This is a genomic window from Enterococcus sp. DIV0240d (assembly GCF_051711245.1).
In the GTDB taxonomy this organism is placed as follows: Bacteria; Bacillota; Bacilli; order Lactobacillales; family Enterococcaceae; genus Enterococcus_D; species Enterococcus_D casseliflavus.
In genome coordinates this window covers 1,318,297-1,335,096 of sequence record NZ_JBIOMG010000001.1, presented here as the reverse complement: position 1 = coordinate 1,335,096, position 16,800 = coordinate 1,318,297, and the positions used below count along the sequence as shown (strand labels likewise).

12 protein-coding genes are annotated in these 16,800 nt (G+C 46.7%); 5 read left to right on the top strand and 7 right to left on the bottom strand.

Going from position 1 to position 16,800, the window contains the following annotated elements:
- Positions 1–6 precede the first annotated feature (6 nt).
- From IGJ25_RS06300 to IGJ25_RS06275, 6 genes are all read right to left on the bottom strand, one after another.
- Positions 7–927: a carbohydrate ABC transporter permease gene (locus IGJ25_RS06300; protein WP_005225516.1), complete on the bottom strand. Its 921-nt coding sequence runs from the start codon at positions 925–927 to the stop codon at positions 7–9.
- Positions 928–940: 13 nt separating this feature from the next.
- Positions 941–1,822: an ABC transporter permease gene (locus IGJ25_RS06295; RefSeq protein WP_086294872.1), complete on the bottom strand. Its 882-nt coding sequence runs from the start codon at positions 1,820–1,822 to the stop codon at positions 941–943.
- A gap of 240 nt (positions 1,823–2,062) precedes the next feature.
- A complete protein-coding gene (locus IGJ25_RS06290) occupies positions 2,063–3,454 on the bottom strand; it encodes a glycoside hydrolase family 1 protein (RefSeq protein ID WP_010747779.1) in 1,392 nt (463 codons plus the stop codon).
- On the bottom strand, positions 3,447–4,322 hold the full coding sequence (locus IGJ25_RS06285) for an ROK family protein (protein WP_438779167.1): 876 nt from the start codon (positions 4,320–4,322) through the stop codon (positions 3,447–3,449). The genes IGJ25_RS06290 and IGJ25_RS06285 overlap by 8 nt, the downstream gene beginning before the upstream one ends.
- Before the next feature lie 3 nt (positions 4,323–4,325).
- Positions 4,326–7,004: an alpha-mannosidase gene (locus IGJ25_RS06280; protein WP_194185455.1), complete on the bottom strand. Its 2,679-nt coding sequence runs from the start codon at positions 7,002–7,004 to the stop codon at positions 4,326–4,328.
- 73 nt (positions 7,005–7,077) lie between these two features.
- Complete coding sequence (locus IGJ25_RS06275; RefSeq protein WP_438779166.1) at positions 7,078–8,367, bottom strand: glycoside hydrolase family 125 protein; 1,290 nt, start codon at positions 8,365–8,367, stop codon at positions 7,078–7,080.
- A 155-nt stretch (positions 8,368–8,522) separates the two neighbouring features.
- Here IGJ25_RS06275 and IGJ25_RS06270 point away from each other — a divergent pair, with 155 nt between their 5' ends.
- Both IGJ25_RS06270 and IGJ25_RS06265 read left to right on the top strand, forming a co-directional pair.
- Complete coding sequence (locus tag IGJ25_RS06270) at positions 8,523–9,575, top strand: GntR family transcriptional regulator (RefSeq protein ID WP_096741437.1); 1,053 nt, start codon at positions 8,523–8,525, stop codon at positions 9,573–9,575.
- A 5-nt stretch (positions 9,576–9,580) separates the two neighbouring features.
- Complete coding sequence (locus IGJ25_RS06265; protein ID WP_096741438.1) at positions 9,581–11,731, top strand: GH92 family glycosyl hydrolase; 2,151 nt, start codon at positions 9,581–9,583, stop codon at positions 11,729–11,731.
- A gap of 85 nt (positions 11,732–11,816) precedes the next feature.
- Here IGJ25_RS06265 and IGJ25_RS06260 read toward each other — a convergent pair whose 3' ends face one another.
- Positions 11,817–12,623: a Cof-type HAD-IIB family hydrolase gene (locus tag IGJ25_RS06260; protein ID WP_438779165.1), complete on the bottom strand. Its 807-nt coding sequence runs from the start codon at positions 12,621–12,623 to the stop codon at positions 11,817–11,819.
- 172 nt (positions 12,624–12,795) lie between these two features.
- Here IGJ25_RS06260 and IGJ25_RS06255 point away from each other — a divergent pair, with 172 nt between their 5' ends.
- From IGJ25_RS06255 to IGJ25_RS06245, 3 genes are all read left to right on the top strand, one after another.
- Positions 12,796–13,791 carry an ROK family protein gene (locus IGJ25_RS06255; RefSeq protein WP_096741440.1) on the top strand — a complete coding sequence of 332 codons (996 nt, stop codon included), beginning with the start codon at positions 12,796–12,798 and terminating at the stop codon, positions 13,789–13,791.
- A 37-nt stretch (positions 13,792–13,828) separates the two neighbouring features.
- Positions 13,829–15,670, top strand: a complete 1,842-nt coding sequence (locus tag IGJ25_RS06250; RefSeq protein ID WP_438779164.1) for an FAD/NAD(P)-binding protein — start codon at positions 13,829–13,831, stop codon at positions 15,668–15,670.
- 191 nt (positions 15,671–15,861) lie between these two features.
- The gene (locus tag IGJ25_RS06245) at positions 15,862–16,800 is read left to right on the top strand and encodes an AAA family ATPase (protein WP_225000972.1); all 939 of its coding nucleotides are present in this window, start codon (positions 15,862–15,864) and stop codon (positions 16,798–16,800) included.

Sequence of the window (16,800 nt, the reverse complement as noted above, 5' to 3'; positions counted from 1 at the left end):
ATTTGATTATTCTTTGACGCCACCAATTGTCAGACCACCGACAAAATACCGTTGGAAGAATGGATAGGTGATCGCAATCGGTAAGGTTGCAACAACAACGATTGCCATGCGAGCAGTTTCGCTTGGCAAAGCGGCCAAACCACCTTGGATCTGGGCAGCCATACCAGAGCTTTTGGCTAGATAGTCCAAGTTGCTTTGAATCCGCATCAAAAGTGCTTGTAACGGCACTAAAGAGTCTTTTTGAATATACAACAATGCATTGAACCAGTCATTCCAATAGCCAAGAGCGGCAAATAGACTGATCGTTGCGATCCCTGGAACGGCTAACGGCAACACGATGGACAGAAAAATCTTCATTTCGCTGGCCCCGTCGATGCGCGCAGATTCTATAATACTATCTGGTACCGTCTTTTTAAAGAAGGTCCGCATAACAAGGATATTAAAAGGCCCTAAGGCAAGGGGTAAAATCAACGCCCAAATCGTGTCTTTCAATTGGATCAAGTTGACCATCACTAAGTAATTGGCAACCATCCCTGGCGCAAACAACATGGTGATCAAAGCGAAGATCGTAAAGAAACGACGGAATGGAAAATTTGAGCGAGAGATGACATAGGCATATAGCGAAGTCATCGTTGCATTGACGAAGGTACCAAAAACAGTGATAAAAATAGATACGCCAAATGCTTGGAAAATTTTGCTGCTCATTTGTCCGCTAAACAGGTAGGTATACGCTGCGAACGAAAATTCTTGTGGCCAAAAGCGATAGCCGTTTTCTGCCAAAGAGGTTTCACTGGTCAATGAGATCGCGATCACAAAGAGAAACGGCAAGACACAGGAAATCGCGAACAGACCGATCACGATATTAAAAATCAGGTTGACCGTTGGGTTAAAGGAGCGGATCTCGACTTTCGTTACTTTTTTCTTCATTTATCCATCCTCCTTAGAATAATGCTGAATCTGGTTCTAGTTTACGAACAACCAAATTCGCTGTTAGTAATAGTAATGCCCCAACCACTGATTGATAAAGGCCGGCAGCTGCGGTCATCCCGAAGTCGCCTGTGGCAGTCAGTCCATTATAAATGTACGTATCTAAAACGGAGGTGACTTGGTACAACGCCCCAGAGTTTCGTGGGACTTGATAGAAAAGTCCGAAGTCGGCACGGAAGATCCCACCGATGTTCAAAATCAACAAAACAGAAATCATTGGAATCAGCTGTGGCAACGTCACATTTTTGATCTGCTGCCATTTGCTGGCGCCATCGACCATCGCGGCTTCGTAATACGTCTGATCGATCCCGACCACTGACGCATAATAGATGATGCTGTTGTAGCCTAAGCTCTTCCAGACATTCATAAAGACGAAAATAAACGGCCACCATTTCGGATCAGCATACCAGTTGATTCCTTCACCGCCCATACCCGTGATCCATTGGTTAATGATCCCTTTGTCTGGACTCAAAAAGGCATAGACAAAGTACGAAATAACCACCCAAGAAAGGAAGTACGGCAACAGGGACATCGTGTGATACACTTTTACCAAGCGCTTATTGCGCAGCTCACTCATAATAATGGCAAAGGCAATCGCAAAGAATAGGTTGAATGCTAAAAATACGATATTGTAGAGTAGGGTATTTCTAGTGATCAGCCAAGCATCATTGGATGCAAATAAAAATTTAAAGTTATCAAAGCCGACCCATGGGCTTTGTTTCAAACTGGCAAAAAAGCCGTCTGGTGAAATGTGGAAATCTTTGAACGCCACCACATTTGCGAATACAGGTATATAGAAAAAAAAGATAAACCAGACAACACCTGGCAAAGCCATCAATATCAATGCTTTGTATTGCCAGACATTCCTCCAAAACCCCTTTTTCTTCACATCTCATCATCTCCTTCATGCTACTAGAATAACGCTTTCATCCCTAAAAAATAAGGAACAAACTAAAGATAAAATGAAACAAATTAAAGGTCTTTGTTTATATTTTGTTTTTATTCTCTAAAAACCTGAAAAACGTCCTACCTTTTGCAAGATAGGACGCTTCATTGATTTGTTTTTTATGAATGATCAGTCGACAAAGCCGTTTTGTAGAATCACTTCGTGGAACCACTCACCAGACTTTTTGATGGTCCGTTTTTGGGTAGCCAAATCGACAGCAATAAACCCGTAACGATTTTTGAATTCATTCAGCCAAGACCAATTGTCCATGCAGGTCCACATGTGATACCCGCGGCACTGGCTGCCTTCTTGGATCGCTTGGTGAACATACCGCAAATGATCTTTGATAAAGGTGATACGGTACTCATCTTGGATCTGACCGCTGGCATCGATAAAGCGTGTTTCATCTTCGACCCCCATGCCGTTTTCTGAAATATAACAGGGGATATTGCCGTAGTTGTCTCGTAGGTTGATCAAGGTATCATAGATGCCTCGTTCATAGATCTCCCAGCCTCGATGGGGATTGATTTTCTTTTCTGGCCAATCATACACATCGAAGTAATCTTCTGGCATTGGTGTGTCCGCTGTTTTGGCAGAACGCTTTTGCTGCACCCGCCGTGGCTGATAATAGTTGACCCCCAAGAGATCGACCGTGTTTTCTTTAATGATCTGCAAATCTTCTGCTCTGGTTTCTGGCATGATCGCCAACTCGTTTAAGACAGCGATCAATTCTACAGGAAAGGTGCCTTTGACCGCTGGATCTAAGAAGGATCGGTTAAAAAAGGCATCTGCCAGTTGCGCCGCTTGGACATCTTTTTCATCGTTCGGATCTTTCGGATAAGTCGGTGTCAAATTCAAGATGATGCCGATTTCGCCTGATTGCTGAGATTGACGGAAGCGTTGGATCGCTAAGGCGCTGGCGAGTGCTTCATGGTAGCCGACTTGCACCGCATGTGCCAAGTTGATTTCTGCTGGGTAATGCTGTTGATACAAATACCCCATCTCCACTGGCACGATCGGTTCATTTTGCGTGAACCAATGACGGACTTGATCACCGAACAACTCAAAACACAAAGCAGCATAATCTGCAAATGCTGTGACAGTCTCGCGATTGAGCCAGCCGCCTTCTTTTTGCAGTGCCATCGGCATATCAAAATGATACAAATTGATGAAGGGTTCGATGCCATTTTCGATCAAAGTGGCGAAGTACTCGCGATAAAACGCCACCGCTTGTTGATTGACCGCCCCTCTTCCTTCTGGCAGCAAGCGACTCCACTGGATCGAGGTTCGAAAAGAATTAAAGCCGATCTCTTTCATCAACGCCACATCTTCTGGGTAACGCTGCAGCAGCTGGACGGTATCTTTTGGTCCCCGTTTTTGATAAAAACGTTCTGGCTCCGTTGCGTACCAATAGTCCCAAATCGAATCACCTTTGCCATCATCGGCCGTTCGTCCTTCAGTTTGCGGACCGCTGGCAGCAGCTCCCCACCAAAAATCTTTAGGAAAATACAGGTTAGTCATGGGCAGTCACCTGCTCTTTGCCTAACAAGAGACAGCCGATAATCCCGCTTTTGTTCGGCAAGCCCCAAGTGACGATGTAGTCTTCCACTGGTGGTGTCTCCATATAGCCTGCCATTTGTTTTTGGAAGGCTTGTTGGATTTGAGCGAGTAGATGCGGCTGATTCATGACCCCACCGCCTAAAATGATTTTCTCAGGTGCTAAGGTCAACGTGATATTGACCAGCGCTTGCCCTAGATAAAAGGCCTGCAACCCCCAAATCTCGTGCGCTTGCGGCAAGTCTTGTCCTTTGATCCCCGTACGTCCTTCTAAAGAAGGCCCTGCGGCTAATCCTTCCAGACAGTCGCCGTGATACGGGCATGTACCAGCATACGTATCTTCACTGTGACGTTTGACATAGGTATGACCGATTTCTGAATGACCGATCCCCTCGAAAATCTTTCCTTCACGAACGACTCCTGCGCCAATGCCGGTTCCTACTGTCAAATAGACACAGCTGTCTTTGCCTTGCGCCGCTCCTTGGCGTAATTCCCCATAAGCGGCAGCATTGACATCTGTTGTCCAAGCAAATGCTGTCTCTGGGTAGCGCTTCTTCAATGCACCGAGAAAATCGAACTGCTGCCAGCCCTGTTTCGGCGTCGCTAGTATGTGGCCATAGGTCGCTTGGGTTGGATCGATCCCGATCGGACCAAAGGAACCGACCCCTAATGACACGAGATCGTAGGGATCGAAAAAGGCAAAGATCGCCGCTAACGTTTCCTCCGGTGTTGTCGTTGGGATCGACTCTTGGGCGATGATCGTCAACTGTTCATCGGCAACGGCACAAATCATTTTTGTGCCGCCGGCTTCAATTCCTCCATAAACCATCATTTCTCACTCCTTTACTCCAATGGTACGAATTTCATATGGGTGTAATTGCTGATTGACGGTCGATGCTTGTTCTTCCTCTAAAAGGTTCAACAGACAGAGCGTCGCCTGCTCTTTTTGCACGTGAAAGGCAGTGGCTCGATCCGCCAAATTATAGCCCCGCAAAACGATCTGCTGGTCTTGGCGATTGCGTTTTAAAGCGGTGATAGCTACCGTCGTTCCATGAGCTTCCATGTATTGGTTGCTGCTGGCTAGCTTGCCTTGATGCTTGTCGGTCTGACTTGCCGTCCAAGGAACTTGGGCAGCTTGTGCTTGGCGATACGTTTCATAACGTTCTTCAGGAGCCCCATGACAGGCTACACCGTATTCAAAGGTGTGGCTGCCTAAGCATTGCGCTTCTGGTGTTGGGAAGTAGCCCCAATCGCCTAGCTCTCCCGTACAGCGCAACAAGGTCAAGCAGATCTGATCCTTCACGATTTCATATTCGTTCAAACCAAAATTAGAAACCGTCATGCCGCCAGTTTCATCATGCAAGTTGACAAAGGCGTGCTGATGCTGCGGATTTGTTGGGTTTTCCCAATGACTGGAAACCTGATTCGGCCGTTTTACGACTTCATAAATGCTGTCAGCTTCATGGAAATCCGTGATGATCCCTGTTGGGAATAACACCCGCAGTCGGTGATCTTTGCTTTGGTTGTTGACGGTGGTTTTAAATGCCAGGCGGTTGCTGGTTCGTTCTAAGCGAATCTCCGTCTCGATCTTGAATGCAACCAATTCTTGACTCCGCTGTGCCTTACGGAAACGGAAATCGACAACAGCTTTTTGTTCTTCTAACAAACGGTCATCTGCTGAAACGGGAATCTGCAATTCTTGCGTCAGTCGCACGATCCCCACCAGTGGATCGTTTTGTTCGATCGTCACGTGATGCGGAAATTGTGTCGATAAGATTGCTTGATCCCCTTCTGGTTGTTTGAAGATGTACTCATTGGCGATATCCCCCACATCCTCGAAAACCAGTAAATTGCGATACGTTTTTTGGGTTGCTTTGTCTGTAATCGTCAAGCTGCCGTTTTCAGTAATGACGGCTTCCAAATGTGCGTTGGCAAGTTTGCGCCCTCCTTCTGAAACGATCGGGGCGCTCTCTACTGGCGTAGCGGCTTTTTCTACTAGGGCAAAGGTCTGCCATGAAAATTCTGGCAACTGGTTTGCTTCAACTTGGACCTTGACAAAGCGTTTCATGAAAGGAATCCGAAAAGCATCTTTAGGCAATTCATAGTCAAAAAGGACCTCTTCTTCACTGATAATCGCAGCAACAGGGTTCCCCTGTTCATCGATCACCGAATAAGAACCTTTTGGCTTCGCCAACAATTCGTGGTAAAGCTTGCTTGGCAATCCTTCACGGAATGTTTTACGCTCAAGTTCGATCACGACTTCCACTAAACCAGAACGGGTGCTGCCAGTGGTGTTGAAGACCACGAAAGGGCGACTCTCCTCAGGAAACTGGCTCGTGTCGATGGCGGCTACTAAATTGCGTAACGCTTCATCTGCCACGAACTTGCCGATTTCATTGGCTTTTTCAAAGCGCGGCATCATTTCTCGGTGTACTTCGTCCACTGAACAGCCGCAGATACTGTCGTGAGGATGATTTTGCATCAGGGTTTTCCACGCATGATCCAACATATCGTGAGGATAGCTGCCGTTTGCTTCATAAGCCATAGTTGCTAATGGCTCCGCAACATTTTCTAATTGGCGGGAAACCTTTGTATTCCATTGTTTTAGATAAACTCGGGAAGAGGCGGTATTGGCTAAAGTATACCAACCATCGGTTTCTTGACTGGTCAATTCACCTGTGACAGTTCCTAGGTCATCTGGCAGATCTGCTTGCACCGCTTCAAGGTATTCGGTAAAGCTGGCGTGTTTGAATTCATACTCTGGGAATAGCTCGTTGGCTGTACGAATCGCTGCCGAAATGTCTTTTTGGACGGGTTGATGATCGACCCCATTCATCATTAAGTAATGATTGGTGGCACCAAATTTTTCTACATCTTGCAGTTTTTGTGTCCAAAAAGCTTTGGCTTCTGCTTTATCCACTGGAATCTCATTGCCATTGGAGTACCAGTTGGCAAAAAGTAGACCAAAGATTTGACTGCCATCTGGACCTTCCCAATGCATTTCAGAATATTGGGAAGTAAATTGATCATCGGGTAAAACTTCGTTGTCAAAGCCGATCGGTTTGACGCCACGCCCAAATGCAGCACTTTCAAGATTGGCTTGCAGCATCATTTGCGGAGTTTGTCCCATATTGCCGAAAGTATCTGGGAAATACCCCAACATAACGGGGGTGCCCCACTTTTTGCTTTCTGCCATTCCAATCAGCATATTACGGGTGTTTGATTCGGCACTGATCAAAAAGTCATCTTGCAAAATATAAAACGGACCGATCTGTAATTTCCCTTGTTTGATGGCCGCTTTGACCGCCTCGCGTTTTTCAGGCCGCACTTCTAAATAGTCATCCAAGATGATCGTCTGTCCATCTAGATGGAAGCTGTGGAACTCAGGGTCATTTTCAATTAATTCTAAAAGATCATCCATCAATTCCACTAGCCGCATGTGATGCTGTTCGTAAGGCATGTACCATTCCCGATCCCAGTGGCTGTGTGAGATGATATAAACTTGTTTCTTCATTGATTTTTACTCCTCGCTGTTTGCGTCGTTGGACTGCTTTTTGTGTCACTCGAATGGTGATGGGTCGTGCTGCTTATTTTTCCACTCGGATATCGAAATAATCCATAACCAATTCACAAAACATCATGTTCGCCCACGAGAACCATTCTCTCGTGTATTGCGAAGGATCATCGACATCGAACCCTTCATGCATCAAATTTGTACCCGCATCTGTCGCCACTAACTGATCCAAAATTCGTTTCTTTTCTTCTTTGTCAGTGGTGGTCATCCCTTCCATTGCCATGGCGATCGGCCACACATAATTTTCTGGCGTATGAGAGCTACCAATGCCTTTGGCGTATTTCCCTTCATAGAAATACGGATTTTCACTGCTCAACAACGTTTTACGGGTTTGAAGATAAAGGGGATCTTCCATGCTGCCATACCCCAAGTAAGGGGCGGCGATCAAATTCGGCACATTGCTGTCATCCATCAGGGTGCCATTGCCGAATCCATCCACTTCATAGGCGTAGACTTCTTCGCCAGCTTGGTTCGTGGTCAACCCATATGCTTTAATCCCTGCTTCGATATCTGCTTGCAATTTTTTCGCTTGTGCCACGATCGCTGCATCTTCTAAAACCGTCGTAAAGATTTCTCGGATATAGCCTAAGACCACCACCGCAAACATATTGGAGGGAATCAAATAGCCGTATTTGCAGGCATCATCACTTGGTCGAAAGCCTGACCAAGTCAAGCCGACGGGTTTCACTGGTGCGCCTTTGCCGTCATGAGTCAAGGTATCTTCTTTTCGCCAGGTATCCCGTTCAAAGCGATATGGAGACTCCTCATGGTTTTGTTCTGTCACAAACACCTCCAAGGCTTTTTTGATGCCTGTTACAAAATCATCATTGAACTGATCGGTTCTGCCTGTGTTTTTATATAGCAGATAGGCCAGTTGGATCGGATAACACAAAGAGTCGATCTCATATTTGCGTTCCCAGATCCAATCGTTCATTTCTGTATCGTCTGTTTGGTGGCCAGCGCCATTGGCTGATTCGTTAAAGGCATTTGCGTAAGGATCGATCGTAATATAGTAGAATTGCTTTTTAACTAACCCGCTGATCATGCTTGCTAAGTCTTCATCTTCTTTGGCGATCACCAAATACGGACGAACTTGTGCAGTGGAATCTCGCAGCCACATGGCTGGAATGTCCCCCGTCAGTAAAAAGGTCGTGCCATCCTCATGACGCTTGACCGTCGTTAATAGTGTATTGGCAAAGGCTGCGTTAAAATTTTTCGCCCAATCGGCATGCGTTTCTCCGCATAGATCCGTAATCGTTTCCATAAATTTTGCTACTGAAGTTGGTATTTCTTTATAAACCATTCCATCACCTTCCCTGATTTGATATATCAATTTACGAACCTAGTATATCATGAATTAATTGAATGTCTAGCGCTTTTTCAAAATAATTAAAGGGTTTTCATTTTTATTGGTTTATGGTATGCTAACAAATATGATATATCAAAAGGGGTTTTCTTATGAAACAACCATTATATAAAAAAATTTACGCGGAGCTTCACGAAGCCATCGTTGAAGGGCGATTAGCGCCTGGCAGTCGTGTCCCTACTGAAAAAGAACTATCTGAACAATACCAAGTCAGTCGGATCACCTCTAAAAGAGCCTTGACGGAACTGGAACAAAATCAGCTGATCTATCGCGTGCAAGGCAGCGGCAGCTTTGTCCGAGAATTGAAGGAAAAAAAAGCGACTGGACGAATTTTGTTTGTCTTGCCCTTTGCCAATGATCTCTCTTTAGGAAACTTTACCGAAGGCATTTACCCCGTGATGCAAGAACACGGCTTTGAACTTTTGATGACACCAGTGGATTATTTGGAAAAAACGACGGCAGCTGAGCTGATGCAAGAATTCGACGGCCTGATCTATTACGCCAGCAATACGTTTTCTTACTATGACTTGCTGTTCGAATGTGCTGAAAAGCACTTTCCTATCGTGACCTTAGATAAAAAGCTGCATGAGTTTGATTTTCCAGCGGTGATGCCAGATAACTTTCAAGGCGGACAGCTAGCCACGGAGCATTTACTTGCGTTGGGGCATCAACGGATCGCTTATATTTTTGGTGATACCCATCATCCGCAATCCGTCCGTCAGCGTTATCTAGGTTACATCGATGCGCTGAAAAAAGCCCAAAGAACCTTTCGCACCAAGCTCGACGACACGGCTGCCAGCATCGCGAATGCGCTTGCCTACTTGGAAGAACATCAGGTCACGGCAGCCGTCTGTGAAAATGACTTGATCGCCATTGAATTGATGCGTGCTTTGCGCCAAGCAGATTTGCACGTCCCTGCCAACATTTCCCTAGTTGGTTTCGATAATATCCAAGCCGCAGCCCTCGTTGATCCAGCACTAACGACTATCGGGCAGAATTTTGCCGAGATGGGGCGCTTGGCAGGAAACCAAGTGATTGAGAAAATCAACGCTGCGAAGGCAGCAACCCCAGTACCAACGGAGACGACCACCCATCTAGTGGCGGTTTCTTTGATCAAAAGAGAATCAACCCAATTAAAGGAGTGAACCAAGTGAACGTATCAATGATCGACACACGACACGGAACAGACAACCAATATAGTTTTTCCCACGGCAACTGCCTGCCTTATACAGGGGTTCCTTTTGGCATGAACTACTTTGCCCCGCAAACCAGCGATCAACGCGGCAGTTGGTGGTTTCATCCAGAAGATCGAACCTTTCAGGGCTTTCGCCTCACCCATCAGCCTAGCCCATGGATGGGGGATTTCAGCCATCTGACGATGCTGCCGATAAACGGCACGCTTTCTGAAAATACCCTTTTCCATGCGCAAAGCTCGTATCGTCCCGAAGAAAGCACCTTTAATCCAGCCTTTCTTAAAATCAAGACGCAGCGGTATTTAACAACAACGACTTTGATCCCCAGTATGTATGGCGGTGTGCTGACTATTGAAAACTGCGGGGATCAGCCAGGTCTTGGCTTGTCACTGCCGGGTGACTATGTCTTAGAACAGGTGGATGAACAAACAGTGGCTGGTCAACTGATCGTATTTTCAGGGTGCGAAGATGAACGCTTCACCTTCCATTTCGTCTATCGTTTTGAAACACCCACCACGGCGATCGAAGGTGCCTTGACAGGCAAAGAAGCCTTCGTCGTTCTCCGCTTTGATGATTGCCAAACACAGACGATCCGTTTTGCGACCTCGTTTCTCAGTCGCGAACAAGCTTGTTTGAACTTGCAACGGGAACAGCAATGGGCTCCTGACGATTATCTGGCTTCTGTCCAACAGCAATGGAATCATTTTTTGCAAAAAATCGAGATTGAGCATCACGATCAAACACAAGTTTCTACTTTTTATCATAATTTTTATCGCTTATTCTTGTTTCCTCAAACCTTCTTCGAAATCGACCAAGAGGGCTGCAAAATGCATTGGGATACCTTGGCAAAAGCAATCAAACCAGGACCACTGTATACAAACAACGGCTTTTGGGATACGTATAAAACTGTCTACCCGCTCTTTTCACTCTTGGCTGTCGAACAATTGGAAGACATGCTGGAAGGCTTTTTGAACAGTTATCGCGAAAGCGGCTTTTTACCAAAATGGCTATCGCCAGATGAGCGTGGATTGATGCCAGGGACGCTGATCGATGCCGTGATCGCTGATGCCGCAGTAAAAGGCATTCGTCCTGATTTGATGCCCGAATTTTTAGCAGCGATGAAAAAAGGCGCCACCGTCCAAAGTGAAAATCCCAATTATGGTCGGCGCGGCACGACGGACTATTTGACTTATGGGTATGTGCCATTGACGCATCATGAATCGGTCAATCACACCCTTGATTATTGTTACAGTGATTTTTGTATTTCACAAGTCGCGCAACAGCTGGGTGACGAGCAAGCAGACTATTATCAGCAGCAATCGCAAAACTACCGCAACATTTTCGATCAGGAAACTGGCTTTATGCGGGCAAAAGATCCCGATGGTGCCTTTCGTCCAGAATTCAGTGACATACGCTGGGGCTTAGACTATGCAGAAGGCAGTGCGTGGCAAAGCAGTTTTGCTGTTTACCATGATTTCGCTGGCTTGATCGCCGAACACGGCGGCAAAGCGGCCTTTGAAGCAAAACTGATCGACTTGTGCAATCAAGAACCTCGCTATACGACAGAAGGCTACGGCTTTGAGATCCATGAAATGAGCGAGATGGCTGCACTCGATTTTGGTCAGCTGGCGATCTCCAATCAACCAAGCTTCCACTATCCGTATCTATTCAGCTATTTGGGCAAACCAGAAATGGCACAGCCCTTGATCAAGCAGCTATTGACACAATGCTTCAATTACTCGCCCAAAGGCTTTCCTGGCGATGAAGACAACGGTAGCATGGCTGGTTGGTACATTTTCAACTCCTTGGGCTTTTATCCAGTCACACCAGGGACGGGGGAATATGTCATCGGCATGCCATTATTTGATCAAGCAACACTACATCTTGCTTCAGGCAAAGACTTAGTGATCAAGAGCACGCCCAATGCGCCGCAACAGCTCTTCGTGGATAAAATCACATTGAACGAAGAACCCTTCGAGCGATTGTTTTTCACCCACCAAGAATTGACTGCCGGTGGTACATTGAACTTCCAGCTAGGTATCGTCCCTCGCAGCAAAGAGTGGTCAGCCGATGCCTATCCTTATAGCGTCAGTCAACCACATGCATAACGAAAAAACCGCGCCTTAGCAACAGGCAGCACTCTACTTTCAGTCAAATGAAAGTACGTGCTATCCCTGCTAGGGAGCGGTTTTTTTATTGGTTCATTTGTAGCGGTAACAGACATTCGATGGTTTTCAGCACGCCATTTTCATCGTTTGACTTGGTCACAAACGCTGCCGCTGCCTTGACTTCCTCAAAGGCATTGCTCATGGCGAAACTAAACGTGCCAGCTGCCATCAACTCCAAATCGTTCAAGCCATCGCCGAAGACCATAGTCTCTTCTGGTGTGACGTGCAGCAATTCTTGCAAGTGTGCCACAGTCGTTCCTTTGTGGACGCCTTGATTGGTGATATCGATCCAAGCGGCTTCCGAAGCCACGATGTAGGCGTCGTTTGTAAACTCACCTAACTGTTGGACATGCTTAAAGCAACGTAGTTTGGGATCAAAAATAGTGAGCTTCACAAAATCTTCGGTGATGGTTTGATAATCCGTCACCGTTTTGACCACCCGATAAGAGCCTCGAACTTTCTGGGCATCTGCTTCATTGGTCGTTTCCGCAATGTATGCCGCAGTCGGTGTACAGGCGATGATCACATGATCTTGCGCAATCGCAGCGAGCTTCGCAATGATCCGCCGCCCTAATTCGTTTGGCAGCAGTGATTCAAAGATGTATTCGCCTTGATGTTTGATGCGGGTCGCGCTATCCCCAAGAATCCAAACATCCGCTGCTGCTTCACCAAACAGTTCTTCCACTCGTTCACACTGTTTGCCGGTACACGCAGCAAAAGCAACACCCGCTTCTTTCATTTGTTGGCTGACTTGTTCATAATAAGGCCGATCAAAACTGCCTTGGCTGTTCAAAAATGTACCGTCTAAATCTGTGATGACTAATTTGATCATACGTTTCTCTTCCCCTCTACCTCGTGTCCTCTTTATGGCGAACCACTTAATTAACATTGTTAATTAAGTATACTTATTTTCAAGTTTTCCGTCAAGTCAGTCTTTTAAAAACTTTACATCGTTCCATCCCGTCGGTATACTTAATTAAATCACTTCATTAAGGAGAACACCTATGGCTTCTACCACCCATTCCATTCGCCAGCAAAACAAACAGCTGGTTTTAAAAACCTTATTTCAAAACGGGGCATTATTCGCCTCCGATTTAGTAAAGAAAACCGGCATCAGCATGGTCACCACTAACTCATTATTAAAAGAATTGTTGGCAGAGGGGGAAATCACTAAAGGTCCGCTGGAGCAAAAAGAGCTAGGGCGCCCTGCTGTGACCTATCAGCTCAACCAAGACCGAGGTCATTCTCTTTTGCTTAGCTTTATTGATCACGATGGTTCCTTGGCTCTTTGGTCCATGCTGATCGACCGCAAGGGGAAGGTTTTGGCAAAACACGACCAGCCGTTTCCTGATGTTGCCCCTCATCGCTTTCAAGAATGTGTAACGAACGAGCTAGCATTATTTCCCTCTGTGGAACAGATCGCCCTCTTTTTACCAGGAAAAATCAGTGGAGGAACCGTGACTTCCAGCTGGTATGAAAAATTCAATGGCTGGCACCTGGCAGCCCTCGTGGCAGAGGTCACTGCACTGCCCTTCTACTGTCAAAACGATGCCCATATTTTAACGATCGGCTATTGCATCGCCCAACAGATCTCTTTGCAGCAAACCATCGTCGGCATGTACAATCCCGAAAAAAGCATGCCTGGTATCACGCTCCTGGTCAATGGTGCACTTTTAGAAGGAAAAGACGCCCTAGCGGGAGAGGCAAAGTTTTTGCCCGGCTACTTGGATCAAGGGGCACCGCAAGACCGCACGGCTTTGGTTCAGCGCCTGACAAGCTTACTGCCATTTTACAATGCAGCTTTTGCCCCCCACTGTATTATTTTAGCCAGCAGTGATGCAGTAAAAACCGATCTCTTAGACGCGATCCAAAAAAATCCATTGCTGCAGCAACAACCCAATCAGCCTGCTTTCCATTATATCGATGCCATCGAGGAAGCCATGGTGCTAGGCATGCACTGGCTGATTTTCCGCAAGACACCTTTTGACTTAGCCCGTTGATGACACAAAGACCATAGAATAATTGAGGCGGTGTGATATGAAAATAGCTATCATTGGTGCTGGTCCTCGTGGACTTTCACTTTCAGAACGACTGATCGCTCATAGCAAACAAAACAAACAAGCCATCGACTTGCTGCTGTTTGATCCCTTTCTTCCTGGGGCAGTTTGGCGCACGGACCAATCGGCGGATCTGCTATTGAATTCTGTAACCAGTCAAGTCACCCTTTTCACGGATGACACATTAAGCACCGGCGGTCCCGTGGTCAAAGGACCTACCTTATACGAATGGGCAGTGACAGAAGGGAAACATTTCGCAGCCACGCATGCTCCTGAGCTCGTTACGGAATGCACAGCACTTGATTCACTTGATCCTAACGGGCATTGCTCGCGGGCGTTATATGGCCTCTATCAGCAGTGGTTTTATCAGCAGCTATTAAAAGAGCTGCCTGAATCCATTACCGTCAACCATCTGTCAGACAGTGTCAGCTCCTTGACCCCTCTTTCCAAAAATCGCTACCAGTTGACGACGGCTCACCAAACATTTCTTGTTGATGCCGTCGTCTTAGCTACAGGCCATTCACAAGCCCAACTGTCAGCAGCAGAACAACGATTGGCGGCGGCCGCAGAAAATAATGGCTGGTTTTATGCACCGCCAGCCAATGCGGCAGATACGGATCTAACGGCGGTGAAAGCTGGCGAACCTGTGATTTTACGGGGACTAGGACTTGCCTTTTACGATTACGTCACCCGCTTGACCAGCGGTCGGGGCGGCACCTTCGTCAAAGTCAATGGATCCCTCGTCTATCAACCTTCTGGTGAAGAACCACAAATCATCGCAGGTTCTCGTCGGGGTGTCCCGTATCATCCTCGTGGCCGCAATCAAAAAACACCGACGCAGCAGCAAAAGCCCGTTTTTTTGACCCCTGAACGCCTCGCTGCTTGGCAAGCAGCCAAAACGGTTGCTGGCAAGACCCTACTCTTCTATTTAAAAAAAGAGGCAGAACTCGTCTATTATCAGACGCTGCTTTTAGAAAAACAGCTGCTGGATAAAGATCAGCTTGCCGCTTTTACCGCCGCCTTTGTTGCCTCTGAAGGAGCTGAAGACTTGCTGAAAAAATGGCAGCTTCCTACGACGGAGTGGTGGTCATGGCAACAACTAGCCGACCCCTTTGCTCAGAAAAAGCAACAGTCGTTGCAAGACTTTTTCATTGCACTATTACGTACCCAAATCCAAGATGCCGAAAAAGGCAATCTAACAGGACCTATCAGCAGTGCCTTGGAAGTCTTTAAAGATCTGCGGGACCCGATTCGGTTTGTTCTCGATCATCAGCTAATGCCAGTACAAGACTTTAAAACACTCTTTTGGCAGTCTTTCGTTCCCTTGAACAGCTTTTTATCGATCGGACCGCCAGTTCAGCGACTGCAGGAACTGGTGGCATTGATGGAAGCGGGAGTGGTGACCTTACTAGGTCCTGACATGACTGTTGAGATCGAGGAGGCTTACTGTACGTATTCAAAGCGATTTGACGACACACGCTATCACGCGACGCAACTAATTGAGGCTCGCATTCCATCGACAGCGATTCGTCGAACCAACAATTCCTTGTTGCGGCAACTGCTAAACGATCGGATTATTCACCCGCACCAGTTGGCGATCCCCAATGAGGTGCCTTTTGAGACGGGTGCGATCGCCATCGATCCTGAGACCAATCAGATCCTCGGACCAGATGACCGCCCTTACCCTACCCTCTATTGTTTTGGGATTCCCACAGAAGGCATCCACTGGCTGACGGCTGCCACTGCTCAGCCAGGAACCGATGCTTGGAATTTACGGCAGGCGGACCAGATCGCCGCTGACCTCTTGCACCACACCTTCTAGTCGCTTCTGTTCTATCAAACGCAAACTTCCGAGGAAACGCTTCGGAAGTTTTTTGTTTTTCTTTCGCAAATCCGCAGAAAGGATTTCTCTTTTTTGAATATTCTTGAAATTTTCTTTAATTGTTACACGAAAATTGCGACAGTCCTAGAAAACCGTTACAATGGAAGAAACGAACGTAGGGAGGTTATCAGATGACCGCTGAATTACAAAAAATAGATGCCTTGATCGCAGAAGTGGAAAAAGTGATTTTAGGCAAACGAGATGTGATCCAATTTACCGTGACTGCGCTGCTTGCTGGCGGACACGTTTTATTCGAAGATATCCCTGGTGTTGGGAAAACGATGTTGGTCAAATCGTTAGCCAAAGCCATTCAAAGTGACTACAAACGGGTACAGTTTACCCCAGACCTTTTACCTAACGATGTGTTAGGTGTGTCGATTTTTAATTCCCAAAGCCACCAGTTCGAGTTTCGTCCTGGCCCGATCTTCACCTCCGTCCTCTTGGCAGATGAGATCAACCGAACCACACCAAGGACGCAAGCCTCACTCTTAGAAGCCATGTCAGAAAATCATGTCACCATCGACAATCAAACGTACCCATTGAGTCCCCACTTTTTTGTTTTAGCCACGCAAAATCCAATCGAGTATGAAGGAACGTATCCTTTGCCTGAAGCCCAATTGGATCGTTTTTTGTTCCGCCTGCATATCGGTTACCCAGATTTTCAAGATGAGCTCGCCCTCTTGACTGGAAAACGACAGCAAAGCTTGGATCAGATCCAAACCATTTTACATGCTGATGAAGTGACTGCTTTAAAAGCGATGGTCGATGACGTGTATGTCGATGAGCGGGTCGCCCGTTACGCATTGCAGCTGGTTCAAGCGAGCCGTCAGCATAATGCCATTGACCTTGGTATCAGCCCTCGTGGTGGGATCGCCTTCTTAAAAGGGGCAAAAGCGTTAGCGTTGACGGAAGGTCGGACCTTTGTCACGCCGCAAGACTTGCAGCGAATTTTACCAGCAGTCTTCGGTCATCGTTTATTACTGAAAGGTGGCGTTCATGCCAGCACGGAGACCCTTTCAGACTTGATGAAACAGATGATCCAACGAGTGCCTGTCCCAACGAGGAGATAG